Consider the following 17,981-nt stretch of genomic DNA (forward strand, 5'->3'; position numbering starts at 1 on the left):
CTCGATAAAGGCGCTGAGCGCCCTGCTCGACCAACAGTTCAGAAAGTAAAAAAATGGCTGATGTAACACCTCCGGACGACGCCGAGCCGCAGATCGCCGGCCGCGAGATCGACCTCGCACACGACAAGATCACGCAGGTCGACCTCCAGCTCGAGATGCAGCGCTCCTACCTCGACTACGCGATGAGCGTGATCGTCGGGCGCGCCCTTCCCGAGGTGCGTGACGGCCTGAAGCCCGTTCATCGTCGCGTGATCTACGCGATGTACGACGGTGGTTATCGTCCCGACAAGGGCTTCTCCAAGTGCACCCGCGTCATCGGCGACGTCATGGGGCAGTTCCACCCGCACGGTGATTCCTCGGTGTACGACGCTCTCGTGCGACTCGTGCAGCCGTGGAGCCTCCGCTACCCGCTCGCCCTCGGCCAGGGGAACTTCGGCTCCCCCGGCAATGACGGAGCAGCGGCCCATCGGTACACCGAGACCAAGATGGCTCCTCTCGCGATGGAGATGGTGCGGGACATCGAGGAAGAGACCGTCGACTTCCAGGACAACTACGACGGCCGCACCCAGGAGCCCTTCGTGCTCCCCAGCCGTTTCCCGAATCTCCTCGTCAATGGTTCGGTGGGAATCGCGGTCGGCATGGCCACCAACATCCCCCCGCACAACCTGCGTGAGGTCGGCGAGGGCGCGCTCTGGCACCTGGCCAACCCGGATGCCTCTCAGGAGGAGCTCGTCGAAGCGCTCATCCAGCGCATCAAGGGACCGGACTTCCCCACCGGCGCGCAGATCCTCGGCCTCAAGGGCATCCAGGACGCGTACCGCACGGGCCGTGGATCGATCACGATGCGTGCCGTTGTCAACGTCGAGGAGCTCCAGGGTCGCACCTGCCTCGTGGTGACGGAACTGCCGTACCAGGTGAACCCCGACAACCTCGCGCTGAAGATCGCCGAGCTCGTCAAGGAGCAGAAGATCACGGGGATCGCGGACATCCGCGACGAGACCTCCGGCCGCACCGGCCAGCGCCTCGTGATCGTGCTGAAGCGCGACGCCGTGGCGAAGGTCGTGCTCAACAACCTCTACAAGCACACCCAGCTGCAGGAGAACTTCGGCGCGAACATGCTCGCGATCGTCGACGGGATCCCGCGCACGCTCGCGATCGACGGGTTCATCACGGCGTGGAGCGACCATCAGATCGACGTGATCGTGCGCCGCACCGCGTTCCGGCTGCGCCGGCACGAAGAGCGCGCCCACATCCTGCGCGGATATCTCAAGGCTCTCGACGCCCTGGATGAGGTCATCGCGTTGATCCGTCGCTCGGCGACCGTCGAGGATGCCCGCGATGGGCTGATGACGCTGCTCGAGATCGATGAGCAACAGGCCCGCGCCATCCTCGAGATGCAGCTGCGCCGCCTCGCCGCCCTCGAGCGTCAGAAGATCATCGAAGAGGCCGAGAAGATCGAACTCGAGATCGCGGACTTCAAGGCGATCCTGGCGAGCCCGCAGCGCCAGCGCGACATCGTGAGCGAAGAACTCACGGAACTCATCGCGAAGTATGGGGACGACCGTCGCACCGAGATCATGTTCGGTTTCGACGGCGACATGAACGTGGAAGACCTCATCCCCGAAGAGGAGATGGTGATCACCGTCACACGCGGTGGCTACATCAAGCGCACGCGCAGCGACAACTACCGCAGCCAGCACCGCGGCGGCAAGGGCGTCAAGGGCGCCCAGCTGCGCGCGGATGACGTGGTGGAGCACTTCTTCGTCACGACCACGCACCACTGGCTGTTGTTCTTCACGAACAAGGGCCGTGTCTATCGCGCGAAGGCCTATGAGGTGCAGGAGGGCGGCCGCGACACCAAGGGCCAGCACGTCGCGAACCTGCTCGCCCTGCAGCCGGATGAAGAGATCGCTCAGATCCTGGACATCCGCGACTACCAGGTGGCCAAGTACCTGGCTCTCGCCACCCGAGGCGGCCTGGTGAAGAAGACGCTGCTGTCGGAGTACGACACCAACCGCACCGGTGGCATCATCGCGATCAACCTCCGAGAAGAGGATGAACTGGTCTCGGCGATGCTCGTGGAGGAAGACTCCGACCTGCTCCTCGTCTCCCGCAAGGGCATGTCCATCCGCTTCACGGCCTCCGATGACGCGCTGCGCCCGATGGGCCGCGCAACCTCCGGGGTGATCGGAATGCACTTCCGCGACGAGGACACCCTGCTGGACGCATCCGTCGTCGCAGACACCGGATTCGTCTTCGTGGTGACCGAGGGCGGCTTCGCCAAACGCACCGCTGCAGACCAGTACCGGGTGCAGAATCGCGGTGGCCTTGGCATCAAGGTGGCCAAGCTGCAGGAGGCCCGCGGGGATCTCGCCGGGGCGCTCATCGTCGAGGATGACGACGAGGTGCTTGTGGTTCTGGCCAGCGGCAAGGTGGTACGCTCGTCTGTCGCCGAGGTGCCGGCCAAGGGTCGTGACACTATGGGCGTAGTCTTCGCACGTTTCGCGGACGACGACAAGATCATCGCAGTCGCGAAGAACAGTGAACGCAATCTGGAAGCCGAAGGCCTGGATGCTCCCGACGAGGAGCCGCCTGCCGGAGAGATCCAGACCGGAAAGGACGAGTCCGTAGATGAGTAGCGTCGCCGAAAAACTCCAGCGCAAATCCCAGCGGGCCACGGCCACGAAGCAGGTGCGGCTGAAGCTCGTCTACGTCGACTTCTGGTCGGCCGTGAAGCTGTCGTTCCTGATCGCGATCACCCTCGGGATCATCCTGATCGTGGCCAGCATGCTCGTCTGGGTCGTCCTCGACGGCACGGGGATCTTCGGCAAGCTCGACAGTGTGCTGCAGGACATCCTCAATGAGCCGACGTTCAGCGTAACGACGAGTTTCTCGCTCGCGCAGGTCGGTCTGTTCGCCGTCGTCGTCGCCCTTCTCAACACTGTCGTCGGCACTGCTCTCGGCGCGATAACGGCGATGCTGTATAACTTCAGCGTGCGCATCACCGGCGGCCTGCTGGTCGGTTTCACCAACAACTAGCAGGGTTCGGCGCTCGATTCGTTGAAACTCGACAGGTGCGATACTCTCGTATCTGCCCTCGAGTGAATCGAGGCAATGGGGATATAGCTCAGGCGGTTAGAGCGCTTCGCTGATAACGAAGAGGTCCCAGGTTCAAGTCCTGGTATCCCCACTCGGAATCCGTTCGTCGGATTTCCGGGGCTTTAGCTCAATTGGTAGAGCGCCGCCTTTGCAAGGCGGAGGTCAGGAGTTCGATTCTCCTAAGCTCCACAGCTGTCCTTCACCCCCGGTGCTCTGTGCCCGGGGGTTTCGTGTCTCCCCCACGGCTCGTGGTGGGGCATTCGCTGCGACGTGGGACGCAGCAACGGGTGTCACCGGAGGGGCCGATGAGCCTCTCGAGTGACACCCGTCAGAAGAGTCCTGCACGTGCGAGGGTCCGCGTGTTTGCGACCGAGCCGCGCTGTTGTCGCTGTGGGCCTGCGGCTACGCGCGCGCCGATGCGGGCGCGATGGGGTCATCCGCCTCTTCGTCGCTGACCCAGAGCTCGTCGTCGGCGCGAAGGGTCTGCCAGGCCGCATACGCGACCCCGGCAGCGGCGACGACCGCGAGTGCGATGAGGATGTAGCGACCCGGGCCCGGCTGGGGCTTGGGCTGCACGACACCGACCTTGGCGCCGAGCTGGTTTCCGGCGTTACGGATGTTGTTGAGCGCCTCACGCACACGGGGATCCTTGGAGACCTCGAGCACGGCGAGAGCCGAGGCGAGAGCGGAAGAGACTGCGGGGAGCACGTCGCGCTGCACCTTGTCCTTCGCGGTGTCGGCGACGGCACGGCCAGAGGCCACTCCGAGGTCAACGACGGGGCGCACGCGGTGGTCGTAGGTGTCGCGCACCCGGGGGGCGACCTCTTCGCGCCCGGCGTTGGCCGCCTGGCGACCCGCCTCACGAATGACGTGGGAGGCGTGCTCGAGAACATCCTTCTGGTCATCCCAGAGATCGGATGCAGCGGACCGGAGTCGCTTCAATTCTTTCGCGCGCTTACGTGACAGTGCCAAGGGGACCTCCAGTAGTCGGACGGAGAATTCTCCCATCTTTGCACGCACGCCTGCGCAGACAAACCCGGTTGACTGGACGAACCCTGAACGCTAGGCATTGCTGTGGGAGAATATAGGCATGTCTATGCACACCCACACCGCAACTTTCCACACCACCGAGGGTGACATCACCGTCAACCTGTTCGGTAACCACGCCCCCAAGACCGTGAAGAACTTCGTCGGTCTCGCCGCGGGCGACATCGAGTGGACCCACCCGGGCACCGGAAAGGTGTCGAAGGACAAGCTCTACGACGGCGTGGTCTTCCACCGCATCATCGACGACTTCATGATCCAGGGCGGCGACCCGCTCGGCCAGGGGACCGGCGGACCGGGTTACAACTTCGATGACGAGATCCACCCCGAGCTCACCTTCACCAAGCCGTACCTCCTCGCCATGGCCAACGCTGGCAGCCGCGGCGGCAAGGGCACCAACGGCTCGCAGTTCTTCATCACGACGGTTCCCACCACCTGGCTCCAGGGAAAGCACACCATCTTCGGAGAGGTCGCCGACGAGGCCTCCCGCGACGTCGTCAAGAAGATCGAGGCCGTCAAGAAGGACCGCAACGATCGTCCCCTCGAAGACATCGTGATCAAGTCGGTCACGATCGACGAGGTCTGATGCACCGATCCGGTCGACTCCCCGTGAACGCACAGTGAGCGAGGGGTCGGCCAGCGCCGACGACTTCTGCTACCGGCATCCGGATCGCCAGAGTTTCATCCTCTGCCAGCGCTGCGGGCGCACGATCTGTGCCGAATGCCAGACGCCGGCCGCGGTCGGTGTGCATTGCCCCGAGTGCATGCGGGAATCCCGGCAGAGCGCACCGCGCACCAAGCCGGCAGTAGTGACCTCTGTGCGTCGCATGGCACAGCCGGGGGCTCCGCTCGTGACCTACGTGATCATGGCACTCTGCGTGATCGTGTTCGCTGCGGAGGCGCTCACCGGCCAGCTCGTGGGGCGGGGCAGCCCGATCGTGAGCGCACTGCTCTACTACCCCCCGTACACGTCGATCGAGCCGTGGCGGATGCTGACCTCCCTGTTCGTGCACGGATCGATCATCCACATCCTCTTCAACATGTACTCGCTGTTCGTGCTCGGACCAGAGCTCGAACGTCTGGTGGGGCGCTGGCGCTTCCTCGCGCTGTTCCTGTTGAGCGGATTCGGCGGCTCGGTCGCGGTGCTGCTCAGCAGTCCGGGCTCGGCGGTCATCGGGGCATCCGGCGCCATCTTCGGCCTGTTCGGTGCCTACTTCGTGATCGCCCGCCACCTCGGCGGCAACAGCCGACAGCTCATCATCGTGATCGTGATCAACCTGGTGATCGGCTTCATCGTGCCGGGGATCGCGTGGCAGGCGCACGTGGGAGGCCTGCTCGTCGGAGCACTCGTCGCGTTCCTGCTGGTGCGCACTCGGGACCGCAGCCGACGGGGCATCCAACTGCTATCGCTCGCCGGGGTCTTCGCCCTGTTGATCGGAGCGACCGTCGCCGGCGTTCAGCTCATCGGCGCGTGAGCCCCGACTTATCCACAGGCTTTTCCACATTGGGGATAATTACACCCGTGTAATTGCCCCACCGAGGGGGCGCGGGATCAGCGCCAGCGAGTGGTCATCAGGAATCCCACGAAGAGGATTCCGAACCCGATGAGGATGTTCCACTGCCCGAACTGCGGAACGGGCAGGGTGCCCTGGCTCACGTAGAAGACGATGATCCAGGCAAGACCGATGAGCATGAGGCCGAACATGATCGGCTTGAACCAGACCGGGTTCGGGGCGTCGTCCCCCGAACGATTCGTTTCGGGAGCAACGGCCTTGGTGCGCGGAGTGGATCTTGCCATGCCGGAATTCTAGCCTGAAAGCCCCCGAAGGCCCGAGGCGAGGCTCCCCCGTCCGGCATTCGCACCGAACACTTAGAATCGAGACCATGAGCGAGCAGGCGCGAAAGCAGACGGATACCGTCTCGCCGAAGCGCCCCCACCGTGTCAGCGTGATCGGAGTCCTCGGTGAGTTGTTCATCACGGCCGGTGTGCTGGTGTTCCTCTTCCTCGGCTGGCAGCTGTGGCTCAACGACCTCATCGTCGGGGCGGACCAGAACAAGGCCGGGGCCGCTCTCGCCCAGGGGTGGGATGCCGCCTCACCCGCCCACGGGCACGTCACAGCCCCCGGTACCGACTTCGGCGAACCACTGGTTGCCATCGCTCCCGGCGATGCTGTGAAGTTCGCGGTCATGTACGTGCCCCGGTTCGGCGCGGACTACGCGCGATCCATCTCCGAGGGAGTCGAGACGGCGAAGGTGCTCGATAAGAACGGGATCGGCCACTACCCGGGCACGCAGATGCCGGGCCAGGTGGGCAACTTCGCGGTGGCCGCGCACCGCACCACCCATGGGGCGCCATTCAAGCCGCTCGCGAGCCTGCAGGTGGGCGACAAGATCTACGTGCAGACGCAGGACGGCTATTACACCTACGAGTTCCGCGGGCTCGAATACGTGCGACCCACCGGGGTCGGCGTGCTCGATCCGGTGCCGCAGTTCGCCGGGGTCGCCCCGACCGATCGCATTCTCACGATGACGAGCTGCAATCCGATGTTCTCGGCGGCCGAGCGCATCATCGCTTACGCCTCTCTCGAGTCCTGGCAGCCGATCTCCGCCGGGGTCCCCGCCGCGATCAGCGCGGCCGTCACGGCGAACAGTTAGGACGGCCATGTACGGAGCTCTCTGGCGACTGATGCCCGGCCCCCTCTGGCTGCGCGTGATTCTGATCGTGCTTTTCTTCGCGGCGGTACTCGCCGTATTGGTTCTGTTCGTGTTCCCGTGGCTCACCACCTTCGTGAACGTGAACGATGTGACGGTGGGAACATGACACGCATTCTGGTGATCGACAACTACGACAGCTTCGTCTACACCCTGAACGGCTATCTGCTGCAGTTGGGGGCGACGACGGATGTCGTGCGCAACGACTCCTTCCCGGCGGCCGACGCCGCAGCGCGCATCGCCGAGTACGACGGCGTGCTGCTCTCTCCGGGGCCGGGCACGCCCGCGGCGGCGGGGGTGTCCATCCCCATCGTGACGGCAGCTCTGTCGTCGGGCCTTCCGCTGCTCGGGGTGTGCCTCGGGCACCAGGCCATCGCCGAGGCCCTCGGCGCCACGGTGACCCACGCCGAGGAGCTCATGCACGGGAAGACCTCGCTGATCACCCATGACGACAGCGACTTCTATCGGCGCGTTCCCCAGCCCTTCCGGGCGACCCGGTACCACTCGCTGGCGGTCGTGGACTCGACGGTGCCCGACGAGCTCGTTGTGACCTCGCGGACCGAGGGCGGCGTGATCATGGGCGCCCGGCACGAATCCGCGCCGATCTTCGGCGTGCAGTTCCACCCCGAGTCGGTGCTCACCGAGGGCGGCTACGCCATGATCGCCAACTGGTTGGCCGTCACCGGTCTCGAGACGGCGCCTGAGACGGCTCGAGGACTGACTCCGCTGGTCAACCTCGGCTGATCACTCACACCGCTCGGGCTTAACCGCTGCAGTAGGTGAGGGTGATCGTCGAGCGTTGCGGCTGGTCGCCGGTGAGGGACTGCGCCTTCACCTTGTTCCCGGTGCAGGTGGAATCGGCCACGGGATTGATGGTGAGTTGAAGCACGCCGAGCTGGGTGTTCGCGTCCCCGATGTCCGCCCCGACCACGGAGGGGATCGTCACGAGGCCGGTGGAGATGAAGAGGTTGACGACGTCACCCTCGCGCGCGGGGCTGCTTGCCGCCGGGTCGCTGCGGATGACGGTGCCGGAGGTGATCGTCGCGGAGTTCTCGGGGGTGTTGGTACCCATCGCGAGTTTCCTGGCCTCGAGCGCCGCCTTCGCCGCCTCGACGGTGAGATTGCTGAGGCTCGGAATGGAGGTGGGGGTCTTGCCCGATGACACCGTGACCAGCACGGTGCCGTCCTTGGAGACCTTTTGGCCCGCATTCGGATCGGTGCTGATGATGTGGCCGCTCTCGACGGTGGAACTCGACTGGTCGAGCTTGGTCGTCTTGAGCCCCGCCTCCTTCAGCTTCGCGGCACCCTGGTCGTAGAGCTGCCCCGTGACATCCGGCACCTTCACCGAGAGGTTGTCCCCGATGGTGGCGGGCGGAAGGTTCACGACCCAGAAGACGACAGCGATGAGGATGACCGCGAGTACGGTGATCCCCACCCAGATCCAGGCGACGGGAGGCCGGTTCTGCGTGCGGGCGCCACGCTCGTCGTTGGGCGCGACCAGCTGTCGAAGTGCGGCCTCAGAGCCGGCTGTCGCGGCAGGGTTCACCCCGAAGAGGGTGGAGTTGAAGTCACTGACCGGCGGCTTGCGGGGCGGAATCCCGCCCGCGCTCGCATCCTCGAGATCCTGGCGGAACTCGGCAGCGGTCTGGAACCGCTGGAACTTGTCTTTCGCGAGGGCGTGGAGCACCACGGAATCGAGGGACGGGGACACCCGCGGGTTGATGGTGCTCGGCGCGACAGCCGCCTCGCTGATGTGCTGGTAGGCCACAGCCGCGGCACGATCCCCCCGGAACGGCGGCCGGCCGGTGAGGAGCTCGAAGAGCACAACACCGGTGGAGTACAGGTCGGTGCGGGCATCCACGGTCTCACCGCGGGCCTGCTCCGGCGAGAAGTACTGCGCGGTACCGAGCACCGCGCTGGTGTCGGCGACGGTGGCGGAGTTGTCGGAGACGGCACGGGCGATGCCGAAGTCCATCACCTTGACCTGGCCGTTCTGGGTCACCATGACGTTGCCGGGCTTGATGTCGCGGTGCACGAGCAGTGCGCGATGGCTGTACTCGAGGGCGGTGAGGATGCCAGAGACGATGCGCACCGCCTCTTTGGGTTCGAGCGGACCGTCTGCCACGATGTCTTTGAGCAGCCGCCCGTCGACGAACTCCATGACGATGTAGGGCACCTGGCTCTCGAGGCCGTTCGGCTCGCGAACGGTCTCCTCTCCGGCATCGAAGACACGCACGATCGTGGGATGCGCCATGCGGGCGGCCTTCTGCGCCTCCTCGCGGAAGAGCACGCGGAAACGCGGATCCGTCGCCAGGGCCGGCTTGAGCAACTTGATGGCGACTCGACGGCCGAGCCGGATGTCCGTGCCGACGTGAACATCCGACATCCCCCCACGGCCAATGAGCGCACCGACCTCATAGCGGCCGGCGAGAAGCCGAGTGCCTTCAGTCACGAATGATCTCCTGGGGATGCGGGGGCAGGACCTTGCCAGTGTAATGCGTGGCGGTTTGGCGCCCGGTGGTTAGGGTGCCGGTGTGGAAGCGATCGAGGTCTCGGTCAGGGTCGGGGAGGAGGGCGAGGTTCCGCCGGAACAGTTGGCCACGTAGGTCATCGTGTTCTTAGTGGTTGGGACGGTTGCTAACGTCCAGGTGAGAGTGGTTGTGGTCGGGTCGACTGTGCTCGGTGAGGTCGACTTGGTAGCTGGCTTATCGATCGTCGACGGTGCGTTGAAAGAGAATGTGTAGTTCAAGAAGGTCGATCCAGTCGGACATCCCGAGTAAGGCGGAATCTGCACCGTCACAGTGTTGTCCGGGTTGACGGCGCTGGCCTTGAGCGGGTCCGGTTGAGAGGGCGCGGCCGGCACCGCCCCGTAGAACCGCACGGTGATCGTGTCGTTCTTACGCACATTGCCGGTGGGGTTCACGAAGTAGGCGGTGCCCACCTTGGAGGCGTCCGGTGCAGGGGTGGCATCCGGCACCATGTTGGCTCCGAGGCCGAGGGCGTCGAGTTCCGCCTGCACGGCGGCGAGCTTCTCCCCGATGAATTTGGTCGGGCCGATGTTGATGATGTCACTCGTCGGTGTCGGGGAGGGTTTCGTGGCGCTGGGTGACGGCGGCGGGGAGGTGATGCTCGGCGACGTGGATGGCGCCGGCGAGGGATTGCCCAGCAGCGTGATCAGTGCCCCGATGAGCACGATGAGCAGGATCGCCACGAGCGCGATCAGCGGCCAGGTCCAGGGGCTGCGCGTCTTGGTGGGCACCGGTGTGGTCGGCGGCCCCGACTCGACGGAGCTGGCCGTGGTGAGCAGTCGCGTCGCCTGGGTCGCGGGGTTCTCGCGCAGGAGGGCGGGGAGCGTGCCCGCCCCAAGGATTCCGGGCACCGCGGATGCCGCAGCCGCGACATCCCCGCGGCGGAGCGCCTGGGCGGCGCGAGCCAGGTGAGCCGCGGATGCGGGACGGTCGGCCGGGTTCTTGGCGATGCAGGCATAGACGAGATTGCGCACGGGCTCCGAGACCGTCACCGGGAGTTCCGGTGGGGCCTCGTTGATCTGCGCCATGGCGATGGCGACCTGAGACTCGCCGGTGAAGGGGCGCTTTCCGGCAAGGGCCTCGTACGCGACGATGCCGAGCGAGTAGATGTCGGTGGTCGGCGATGCCGGGTGGCCGCTGGCCTGTTCCGGTGACAGGTACTGCACAGTGCCCATCACCTGGCCGGTGGCGGTGAGCGGCACCTGGTCGGCGATGCGGGCGATCCCGAAGTCCGTGATCTTGACGCGGCCATCCGGGGTGATCAGCAGGTTGCCCGGCTTGATGTCGCGGTGCACGAGGCCGGCCGAGTGGGCCGCGTGCAGCGCGGATGCCGTCTGGGCAACGATGTCGAGCACGCGGTCGGTGGAGAGCACGCGTTCGCGTTCGAGGATGGTGGACAGGGCTTCGCCCGGCACCAGTTCCATCACGAGGTAGGCGCTGCCCTCCTCCTCGCCGTAGTCGAAGACGTTGGCGATTCCCTCGTGGTTGACGAGGGCGGCGTGCCGGGCCTCGGCGCGGAAGCGCTCGAGGAAGCCGGGATCACCGAGGTATTCGTCCTTGAGGATCTTGATGGCGACGGTGCGCCCGATCACCAGGTCGGTCGCCTGCCAGACCTCGCCCATGCCGCCGATGGCGACCCGGCTGGAGAGTTGGTACCGTCCTCCGAAAGTGAGGCCACTCGTGGGTCTCATTTGCCAAGCACCGCCTCTATTACCTTTTTCGCGATTGGGGCCGCGACTGCATTGCCGAAGCTCGTTCCGTTCTCCACGACGACAGCCACAGCAACTTTCGGGTTGTCTGCGGGCGCGAAGCCGGTGAACCAGAGGGTGTATGGCTTACCGTCGCCGTTTTGAGCTGTACCGGTTTTGCCTGCCACATCGACTCCACTAATTCTTGCATTACTGGCAGCCCCGTTGCTCACGTTGTTGATCATCAGCTGCGTCATGGTGGCACTCGTGGCCGGGGTGATCGGCTGGCTGAAGACCTTCTGCTGGAAGGGCTGGATCGGGGTGAGGTCCGGTGCCGTGATCTCCTTGATCAGGGTCGGCTGCATGAGCGAACCACCGTTGGCGATGGCGGCCGACGTCATGGCCACCTGCAGCGGGGTGACGCGGTCTTCGAACTGACCGAAGGCCGAGAGCTCCACCTGGGCGGTGTTGCCGATGTCATAGATGCTCGGCGTCACGCGCATCGGGATCGAGAGCTTCTGTCCGAAGCCATAGGCGGTGGCGTATTTCTTGAGCACATCGCCACCGAGCGCGGCTCCCAGCTGGGCCATCGGGATGTTGCAGCTGAGACGAAGCGCATCGGCGATCGAGACGGTCGCCCCTCCACCGCAGCTGCCGCCCTCGGCATTGTTGATGTTCGTCGAGGTGCCGGTCAGGGTGAGGGTGTTGGGGTTCGGAAAGGTGTCTTCCGGTTTGTACTTGCCGCTGTCGATCGCCGCGGAGGTCGTGATCAGCTTGAACACGGACCCGGGGTAATACAGGTCACCGGCGATCGCCCGGTTGATGAGCGGTCTCGCGGGGTCTGCGAGCAGGGTCTTGTAGGCACTGATCACATCGGTGGAGTTGTGGGAGGCCAGCACGTTCGGGTCGAAAGCGGCCTTCGAGACCATGGCCAGGATGGCCCCGGTGCGTGGATCGAGCGCGACCACGGATCCGGCGTTGTTGCCGAGGGCATCCCAGGCCGCCTGCTGCACCTTGGGATCGATGGTCAGGGAGACTGAAGCACCCTTGGGGGTCTGGCCGGTGAGGATCGAATTGACCTTGGTGAGGAACTGGTCGTTCGCGGTGCCGCTGAGGTAATTGTTGAGGGCGCCCTCGACGCCGGTGTTGCCCTGGTTGAGGGTGAAGTATCCGGTGACCGCGGAATAGAGCTGCGGATCGCTGTAGACGCGCTGGAACTTGTACTTGTCGGCGACCGGCTTTGACACGGCGATCGCCTGGCCATCGACGAGGATCGGGCCGCGCTCGGCCGAATAACTGTCGTTGAGGGTGCGCACATTACGCGGGTCGGCGTTGAGCGAGTCCACCTGGAACACGGTGATGATCGTGGTGGACGTGAACAACGCCAGGAACATGAGCATCACCGCGATGGTCACGCGTTTGACCTGCCGATTCATCACTCCACCACCAATTGCGGTTGATTGCGCACGCTGTCGGAAAGCCTCAACAGCAGGGCGGCGATGATCCAGTTGGCCACGAGAGATGATCCGCCCGCCGCGAGGAACGGGGTGGTGAGACCGGTGAGCGGGATCACCCGTGTCACTCCTCCGAGGACGATGAACACCTGGAGCGCGATGACGAAGGAGAGGCCGACGCCGAGCAGGCGACCGAAGTCATCCTGTCCGGCAAAGCCGATGCGGAATCCTCGGGAGACGAAGAGGAGGTACAGGGCGAGGATGGCGAACAGGCCCGCCAGCCCGAGCTCCTCACCGAGGCTGGCGATGATGTAGTCGCTTTCGGCGAGGGGCACGATCCCGGGGCTCCCCTGCCCCCAGCCGGTGCCGATCAGGCCGCCGTGGGCGAGACCGAAGATGCCCTGCACGAGCTGGTAGCTTCCGCCCGGCGCATCGTAGATCTTCGGGTTGAAGGCATCCAGCCAGGAGCTGAATCGCCCGCCGACATAAGTGAGCAGCCTGCTGGCGATGAGCGCGCCCCCGACGAACAGCGCGAGACCGAGGATGACCCAGCTGAGCCGTCCTGTCGCAACGTAGATCATCACGAGGAACAGGCCGAAGAACAACAGGGCGGTGCCGAGGTCGCGCTGGAATACCAGAACGGCCATCGCGGCGAGCCAGATCACGAGGATCGGGCCGAGATCGCGCACCCGTGGAAAGCGCATGCCGAGAAACTTGCGCCCGACGAGGGAGAGGCTGTCGCGGGCTGTCACCAGGTAGCCGGCGAAGAAGATGGCCAGGGCTATCTTGGCTAGTTCTCCGGGCTGGAAGTTGAAACTGCCGAAGCGGATCCAGAGCCGGGCGCCGTTGATCGTCTGGCCGATTCCCGGCAGCATCGGCATCAGCAGCAGCACGATCCCGACGAACATGGCGATATAGCGGTAGCGCTGCAGCACCCGGTGATTGCGGATGATGATCAGCACGGCCAGCGCCAACAGCATGGCCAGTGCCGTCCAGGCGATCTGGCGCACGCCGGCCGCCTCCCAGCCGGACTGGTTCTTGCCGATATCCAGCCGGTAGATCTCCGCGATACCGAGCCCGTTGAGCAGGGTGATCACGGGGAGGATGAAGGGATCAGCCTGTGCAGCGACGAATCGCAGCGCCACATGGATGATGAGGGTGATCACGCCGAGGCCCGCCGCCAGTGCGAGAACCGGGCCCCGCAGCACGCCGAGGGTCCCGAGTTCGACCAGGGCGATCGACGAGCCGACGACGGCGAACGCGAAGAGCAGAAGGGCGAGTTCGAGGTTGCGGAGCTTCGCCGGGACGCGCAGCTTCAGGCGGATCGTGTTGGTGAAGGTCGACAGCGCCCCGGTATCCGTCGCCGCGGGCGCGGGCATCCCGATCTGGGTGGTGCCTTCGGCGCTGGTCATGACAGTGCTCTACTTGCTGGCATTTGTCAGTCGTTTGATGATCGCCTTCGCGTCGGCGAGATCGGAGGCGCTGATGGTGTCGACGACAGTCTTTCGGGTGTAGCTCGGCAGGTCGTCGAGCCGCACGCTGGTCTCGGTGTAGATGCTGTGCAGGGTGATCGGCCCGAGATCCTGCTGGATGCCGCGGTAGATGGCCACGGTCTGGCCGTCGGCGCCCACGTAGTACAGCGACTGCGACCAGCGATAGCCGACGAAGAGAGCGCTGGCGAGCAGAGCGACGATCACGATGATCCCCACGAGCCAGGTGATGCGCCGACGGCGGGCGCGTCGACGGTCTTCGAGGATCAGCTCGTCGAGATACTCATCGGATTCCGGTTCGAAGTGACTGTCTTCGTGCGCCTGCGTCGACTTGAGCGGATGCAGCAACAGGGTGGGCAGACGAAGCGGGCGACGCCCCGACTCGCCCTCGAAGGTGAGGGGGGAGGCGGCGGATCCGACGATCATGACCGGTGACGACGCCGATTCGCCGGTCTCGTCGATGTCGACGATCACGACCGTGACATTGTCGGGCGCACCCTGGTCGAGGCTCTCCTTCACCAGGCGGTCCGCGGCGTCCCGCACCACGGCCTGGGCCGTGAGGGTGTGCTCGATCTTGTCGTCGGAGACGTAACTCGAGAGGCCGTCGGAGCAGAGCATCCAGCGGTCCCCGGGCAGCACATCGAACACCGTGGTGTCGATCTCGGGGGTGGCATCCACGTCGCCGAGCACGCGCATGAGCACGGACCGGCGGGGGTGGACGGCAGCCTCTTCCGGCGTGATGCGCCCGCTGTCGACGAGACGCTGCACGAAGGTGTGGTCGGCGGTGATCTGCTTGAGCGTTCCATCCCGCAGGAGATAGATGCGGGAGTCGCCGATGTGAGCGATGGCCACCTGAGAGCCTGATCGCAGGATGGCGCTCACCGTCGTGCCCATTCCGGTGAGTTCCGGATGCTCGAACACGGTCTCGGCGAGCATGCTGTTCGCCGCGCTGAGTGCCGACTGCAGGGCGAACTCCGCATCGGCGGCCGAGGCGTACTGCCGGTCGGCCTCCATCACGCGTTTGAGCGCGATCGCGGAAGCGACGTCACCGCCGGCGTGGCCACCCATACCGTCGGCGACGACGAAGAGATGCGTGCCGGCATAGCCGGAGTCCTGGTTGTTCGCCCGGATCTTTCCGACGTGCGAAACGGCCGTGCTCTTGCCCGATGTGGCCATTCACCTACCGCCGAAGTTCGAAACTGGTCGTGCCGATCCGAACCGGAGTGTTGAGCGGTACCGGTGTGGGAAGTGTGACCCGAGTGCCGTTGAGGAACGTGCCGTTGGTCGAGTCTAGGTCCTGGATCACCCAGTCCTCGCTCCAGAGCATGAGGCGCGCGTGATGCGTGGACGTGTAGTCGTCGCGGATGACGAGACCGCTCTCGCTCGATCGGCCGATGGTCAGAGGCTCCTTCGGCAGGCTGAGCTCGAGGCCCTCCTTCGGACCAGAGGTGATGACCAGCCGGGTGGCGACGAGTGACGAGTTGCCGTTGCTCGCCTGCACGTCGAAGGCCTCGGTGGCATCCGAGGCGGTGCCAGCGCTCCAGGCGGGAGCGGGCGCCACCGGCGGCGCGACGGCGGAAGCGACGAATGGCTGGCTTGCCGCGGAAGCTGCGGAGGCGACATCCGCGGGCAATCGGCGCACCCGCTGTCCGAACAGGTCGGTGCGCAACGCGTAGACGACGGCGAAAACGAAGGCCCAGAGGATGATCAAGAACCCGAATCGCAGAAGAAGAAGGGTCAGCTCACTCATCGCCGACCGCCGACATCGTCGTCGCCGGCACGGAGATCGGAGAACTGGTCAGCCGACGCTGATTGGGCGAGCACCCGGAACACGATACGGGTTCTTCCGATGTTGATGACGGAATCGGGGGCGAGCGGCGCTTTGTGCACCGGCGCGCCGTTGAGCTGCGAGCCGTTGGTGGATCCCAGGTCGTTGACCTCGGCGCGGGTGCCATCCCAGAGGATCTCGACGTGCTTGCGAGAGATGCCGGTGTCATCCACGGTGATGTCGGCGTCATGGCCACGCCCGATGATCGTGCGGCTCTTCACGATGGGGTAGCGCTTGCCCGCGACATCCAGCACCGGCGTCCAAGCGACGGTGCCCTTGACGCTCACCGAGTCGATGCCGAGCACGCCCTGTGTCAGCGTGCTGTCTTCGGCGAGCGTGATGCTGATGCCGCCCGAGAACTGGTAGTGCTGGGCCGCGGCGTGCTGCTGAACGAGTCGGCTGAGTTCGTCGACGAGCGTGGGTCCGATGGCGGTCATCTTGGCGTAGTCGGCGCTGGAGAGGCGAACCGTGAACCGATTCGGCACCAGGATGCGGTCACGCGCGACGACCGCGGCCTTGGTATCGAGCTCGCGGCGGAGCGCGGAGGTGATCTCGACCGGTTGCAGGCCGGACTTGAAGGTCTTGGCAAACGCCCCGTTGACGGCGCGCTCCAAACCCTTCTCGAAGCTGTCCAGCAGGCCCAACGTTCTCCCTCGTCACGGTGCGAGCATGTAGGTCGATGTTAGCCGCACGGCCTGTGCCGCGCCTTCCACCGCCCTGCTCATCCGGCTCGCGCCCGCTGTGGTAATGTCGCTAAGTCTGCGCGAGTGGCGAAATTGGCAGACGCGCACGGTTCAGGTCCGTGTGCCCGTGAGGGCATGGGGGTTCAAGTCCCCCCTCGCGCACAACGCGGCGAAAGGCCATCGGATATCCGGTGGCCTTTCGTCGTTTCCCCGGGTCGTTTGCCGTCGCGCTTCGCGACCGTGGGGCTGTCGAAGCCGGGAGGGTTCGCTCAGCCGTGGTGTCGGATCCGCTCCAGCACGGAGCGGACAACACTGCGGAGGCGAAAGGTCAGGGTATCCGTGCGGCGGGGAAGAGGCTCGCCGTCTCGAAGGAGCGCCCCAAGCTGTTCGTCGACCCTCGCCGTGCGGTGAGCGAGGTCGCTCGCCGTCGTGTCGCGAGTGGGAAGTTGGAGCTGCGCCTCGGCGCGGATGCCGGCCTGCAGCTCTCGCCCTCGCTCGAGTTCGGTATTGAACTCGGCCCCGAACAGAAGCGCGACATTGACGAGGAACAACCAGACGAAGAAGATGATGACCCCGGCAAGAGTTCCGAAGGTGCGGTTGTAGCTGGCGAAGTTCGCCAGGTAGAACGCAAAGCCTCCCGATGCGGCGCCGAGCAGGCTGATGGCGAGAATCGCCCCCGGACTCAGCCAGCGGAATCGTGGCTGGTGGATGTTCGGCGTCGTCGCGTAGAGCACCGTCACGATCGTGATGACCGCTGCGACCAGTACCGGCCATTTCGCGATGTCCCACACTGTGACAGCGGTGTTGCCCACGCCCAGCGCGCCCCCGAGAGCGCGCAGAATCGGTCCGGATGCCGCCACGATGATCGCGATGATCAGGATCAGGATGACGAGCAGAACGGTGACGGCGAGTTGAGCCGGCTTGCGCTTCCAATAGGGGCGCCCCTCGGGCACCTCGTAGATGCGATTCATCGCCCGGCTGAAGGCACTCACATAGGCGGAGGCGGACCACAACGATGCGATGACGCCGGCAATCAGGGCGAAGCTGGCCGTAGAGGTGGTGGCGACGTCGGTGAGAGGCGTGCGCAGCACATCGACGACGGGACCCGGCGCAACCTGGTTGAGCAGGAACAGCAGGCGATCGACAGTGCCCGGTCCGTCTCCGAAGACCCCGATCAGGGAGACGGTCGCCAGAGCCGCGGGGAACACCGAGAGCACAGAGAAGAAAGTGAGCCCCGCGGCCGCATCGATGCCGCCATCCTGCACGAATTCGTGGAGGGTGCGACGCGCCAGATAGGCCCAGGTCTGCTTCCGGAGCTGGGTGGGCCACGACGCTTTCACCGCATCATCCGGGGGCGGCGGATTTGTGGTCATGACTCACGCTATCCCGCGTGAGCGCCGACGGGATATTCGGGCGCTCTCTCTACCCCCGCAAGGCATCTGGCCCAGCTGAGCG

Annotated in this window: 17 protein-coding genes and 3 tRNA genes; 10 read left to right on the forward strand and 10 right to left on the reverse strand. The window is 65.3% G+C overall.

Going from position 1 to position 17,981, the window contains the following annotated elements:
- Nucleotides 1–53 precede the first annotated feature (53 nt).
- The 4 genes from gyrA (at nucleotide 54) to ABIB54_RS00275 (ending at nucleotide 3,288) form a co-directional block, all read left to right on the forward strand.
- Nucleotides 54–2,639, forward strand: a complete 2,586-nt coding sequence (gyrA, locus tag ABIB54_RS00260; RefSeq protein WP_354573527.1) for a DNA gyrase subunit A — start codon at nucleotides 54–56, stop codon at nucleotides 2,637–2,639.
- Complete coding sequence (locus ABIB54_RS00265; protein WP_354573528.1) at nucleotides 2,632–3,039, forward strand: DUF3566 domain-containing protein; 408 nt, start codon at nucleotides 2,632–2,634, stop codon at nucleotides 3,037–3,039. The genes gyrA and ABIB54_RS00265 overlap by 8 nt, the downstream gene beginning before the upstream one ends.
- Nucleotides 3,040–3,116: 77 nt before the next feature.
- Nucleotides 3,117–3,190, forward strand: a tRNA-Ile gene (locus tag ABIB54_RS00270).
- Between the two features lie 25 nt (nucleotides 3,191–3,215).
- Nucleotides 3,216–3,288 (forward strand) — tRNA-Ala (locus tag ABIB54_RS00275).
- 213 nt (nucleotides 3,289–3,501) lie between these two features.
- Here ABIB54_RS00275 and ABIB54_RS00280 read toward each other — a convergent pair.
- Nucleotides 3,502–4,071, reverse strand: coding sequence for a hypothetical protein (locus ABIB54_RS00280; protein ID WP_354573529.1), 570 nt, complete (start codon nucleotides 4,069–4,071; stop codon nucleotides 3,502–3,504).
- Nucleotides 4,072–4,189: 118 nt separating this feature from the next.
- Here ABIB54_RS00280 and ABIB54_RS00285 point away from each other — a divergent pair, with 118 nt between their 5' ends.
- The gene (locus tag ABIB54_RS00285; protein ID WP_354573530.1) at nucleotides 4,190–4,729 is read left to right on the forward strand and encodes a peptidylprolyl isomerase; all 540 of its coding nucleotides are present in this window, start codon (nucleotides 4,190–4,192) and stop codon (nucleotides 4,727–4,729) included.
- A 34-nt stretch (nucleotides 4,730–4,763) separates the two neighbouring features.
- A complete protein-coding gene (locus ABIB54_RS00290; protein ID WP_354573531.1) occupies nucleotides 4,764–5,618 on the forward strand; it encodes a rhomboid family intramembrane serine protease in 855 nt (284 codons plus the stop codon).
- 77 nt (nucleotides 5,619–5,695) lie between these two features.
- Here ABIB54_RS00290 and ABIB54_RS00295 read toward each other — a convergent pair whose 3' ends face one another.
- Nucleotides 5,696–5,941, reverse strand: a complete 246-nt coding sequence (locus tag ABIB54_RS00295) for a cell division protein CrgA (protein ID WP_354573532.1) — start codon at nucleotides 5,939–5,941, stop codon at nucleotides 5,696–5,698.
- Between the two features lie 86 nt (nucleotides 5,942–6,027).
- Between ABIB54_RS00295 and ABIB54_RS00300 the strand changes: the two genes are divergently transcribed.
- Genes ABIB54_RS00300 through ABIB54_RS00310 form a run of 3 tightly spaced genes read left to right on the forward strand, consistent with a single transcriptional unit; the run spans nucleotide 6,028 to nucleotide 7,599 of the window.
- A complete protein-coding gene (locus ABIB54_RS00300; protein ID WP_354573533.1) occupies nucleotides 6,028–6,798 on the forward strand; it encodes a class E sortase in 771 nt (256 codons plus the stop codon).
- A 7-nt stretch (nucleotides 6,799–6,805) separates the two neighbouring features.
- Nucleotides 6,806–6,964, forward strand: a complete 159-nt coding sequence (locus ABIB54_RS00305) for a hypothetical protein (RefSeq protein WP_354573534.1) — start codon at nucleotides 6,806–6,808, stop codon at nucleotides 6,962–6,964.
- Nucleotides 6,961–7,599, forward strand: coding sequence for an anthranilate synthase component II (locus tag ABIB54_RS00310; RefSeq protein ID WP_354573535.1), 639 nt, complete (start codon nucleotides 6,961–6,963; stop codon nucleotides 7,597–7,599). Before ABIB54_RS00305 ends, ABIB54_RS00310 begins: the two co-directional genes overlap by 4 nt.
- A 19-nt stretch (nucleotides 7,600–7,618) precedes the next feature.
- Here ABIB54_RS00310 and pknB read toward each other — a convergent pair whose 3' ends face one another.
- The 7 genes from pknB to ABIB54_RS00345 all read right to left on the reverse strand — a co-directional run bounded on the left by pknB (nucleotide 7,619) and on the right by ABIB54_RS00345 (nucleotide 16,487).
- The gene (pknB, locus tag ABIB54_RS00315; RefSeq protein ID WP_354573536.1) at nucleotides 7,619–9,307 is read right to left on the reverse strand and encodes a Stk1 family PASTA domain-containing Ser/Thr kinase; all 1,689 of its coding nucleotides are present in this window, start codon (nucleotides 9,305–9,307) and stop codon (nucleotides 7,619–7,621) included.
- 69 nt (nucleotides 9,308–9,376) lie between these two features.
- Nucleotides 9,377–11,074 carry a serine/threonine-protein kinase gene (locus tag ABIB54_RS00320; protein ID WP_354573537.1) on the reverse strand — a complete coding sequence of 566 codons (1,698 nt, stop codon included), beginning with the start codon at nucleotides 11,072–11,074 and terminating at the stop codon, nucleotides 9,377–9,379.
- A complete protein-coding gene (locus ABIB54_RS00325) occupies nucleotides 11,071–12,507 on the reverse strand; it encodes a peptidoglycan D,D-transpeptidase FtsI family protein (protein ID WP_354573538.1) in 1,437 nt (478 codons plus the stop codon). Before ABIB54_RS00325 ends, ABIB54_RS00320 begins: the two co-directional genes overlap by 4 nt.
- Complete coding sequence (locus ABIB54_RS00330) at nucleotides 12,507–13,904, reverse strand: FtsW/RodA/SpoVE family cell cycle protein (RefSeq protein WP_354574223.1); 1,398 nt, start codon at nucleotides 13,902–13,904, stop codon at nucleotides 12,507–12,509. Before ABIB54_RS00330 ends, ABIB54_RS00325 begins: the two co-directional genes overlap by 1 nt.
- Nucleotides 13,905–13,946: 42 nt before the next feature.
- Nucleotides 13,947–15,191 (reverse strand): Stp1/IreP family PP2C-type Ser/Thr phosphatase, encoded by a 1,245-nt coding sequence (locus tag ABIB54_RS00335; protein ID WP_354573539.1) that lies wholly within the window; start codon nucleotides 15,189–15,191, stop codon nucleotides 13,947–13,949.
- A 4-nt stretch (nucleotides 15,192–15,195) separates the two neighbouring features.
- Nucleotides 15,196–15,765: an FHA domain-containing protein FhaB/FipA gene (locus ABIB54_RS00340; protein ID WP_354573540.1), complete on the reverse strand. Its 570-nt coding sequence runs from the start codon at nucleotides 15,763–15,765 to the stop codon at nucleotides 15,196–15,198.
- Nucleotides 15,762–16,487, reverse strand: a complete 726-nt coding sequence (locus tag ABIB54_RS00345; protein ID WP_354573541.1) for an FHA domain-containing protein — start codon at nucleotides 16,485–16,487, stop codon at nucleotides 15,762–15,764. The genes ABIB54_RS00340 and ABIB54_RS00345 overlap by 4 nt, the downstream gene beginning before the upstream one ends.
- A gap of 117 nt (nucleotides 16,488–16,604) precedes the next feature.
- Between ABIB54_RS00345 and ABIB54_RS00350 the strand changes: the two genes are divergently transcribed.
- Nucleotides 16,605–16,688: transfer RNA gene (locus ABIB54_RS00350), tRNA-Leu, on the forward strand.
- A 107-nt stretch (nucleotides 16,689–16,795) separates the two neighbouring features.
- On the opposite strand, the gene ABIB54_RS00355 is transcribed toward ABIB54_RS00350, so the two are convergent.
- On the reverse strand, nucleotides 16,796–17,899 hold the full coding sequence (locus tag ABIB54_RS00355) for a YihY/virulence factor BrkB family protein (RefSeq protein ID WP_354573542.1): 1,104 nt from the start codon (nucleotides 17,897–17,899) through the stop codon (nucleotides 16,796–16,798).
- Nucleotides 17,900–17,981: the final 82 nt, after the last annotated feature.

Source organism: Frigoribacterium sp. UYMn621, from assembly GCF_040549525.1.
Lineage (GTDB): Bacteria > Actinomycetota > Actinomycetes > Actinomycetales > Microbacteriaceae > Lacisediminihabitans.

Excerpts from the sequence above, each read along its gene's own strand:
- ABIB54_RS00325 (WP_354573538.1), bottom strand. The coding sequence starts at position 12,507 with ATGAATCGGCAGGTCAAACGCGTGACCATCGCGGTGATGCTCATGTTC.
- ABIB54_RS00285 (WP_354573530.1), top strand. The coding sequence starts at position 4,190 with ATGTCTATGCACACCCACACCGCAACTTTCCACACCACCGAGGGTGAC.
- ABIB54_RS00305 (WP_354573534.1), top strand. The coding sequence starts at position 6,806 with ATGTACGGAGCTCTCTGGCGACTGATGCCCGGCCCCCTCTGGCTGCGC.
- ABIB54_RS00295 (WP_354573532.1), bottom strand. The coding sequence starts at position 5,941 with ATGGCAAGATCCACTCCGCGCACCAAGGCCGTTGCTCCCGAAACGAAT.
- ABIB54_RS00335 (WP_354573539.1), bottom strand. The coding sequence starts at position 15,191 with ATGGCCACATCGGGCAAGAGCACGGCCGTTTCGCACGTCGGAAAGATC.
- ABIB54_RS00320 (WP_354573537.1), bottom strand. The coding sequence starts at position 11,074 with ATGAGACCCACGAGTGGCCTCACTTTCGGAGGACGGTACCAACTCTCC.
- ABIB54_RS00300 (WP_354573533.1), top strand. The coding sequence starts at position 6,028 with ATGAGCGAGCAGGCGCGAAAGCAGACGGATACCGTCTCGCCGAAGCGC.
- ABIB54_RS00265 (WP_354573528.1), top strand. The coding sequence starts at position 2,632 with ATGAGTAGCGTCGCCGAAAAACTCCAGCGCAAATCCCAGCGGGCCACG.
- gyrA (WP_354573527.1), top strand. The coding sequence starts at position 54 with ATGGCTGATGTAACACCTCCGGACGACGCCGAGCCGCAGATCGCCGGC.
- ABIB54_RS00340 (WP_354573540.1), bottom strand. The coding sequence starts at position 15,765 with ATGAGTGAGCTGACCCTTCTTCTTCTGCGATTCGGGTTCTTGATCATC.
- ABIB54_RS00310 (WP_354573535.1), top strand. The coding sequence starts at position 6,961 with ATGACACGCATTCTGGTGATCGACAACTACGACAGCTTCGTCTACACC.
- ABIB54_RS00330 (WP_354574223.1), bottom strand. The coding sequence starts at position 13,904 with ATGCCCGCGCCCGCGGCGACGGATACCGGGGCGCTGTCGACCTTCACC.
- ABIB54_RS00355 (WP_354573542.1), bottom strand. The coding sequence starts at position 17,899 with ATGACCACAAATCCGCCGCCCCCGGATGATGCGGTGAAAGCGTCGTGG.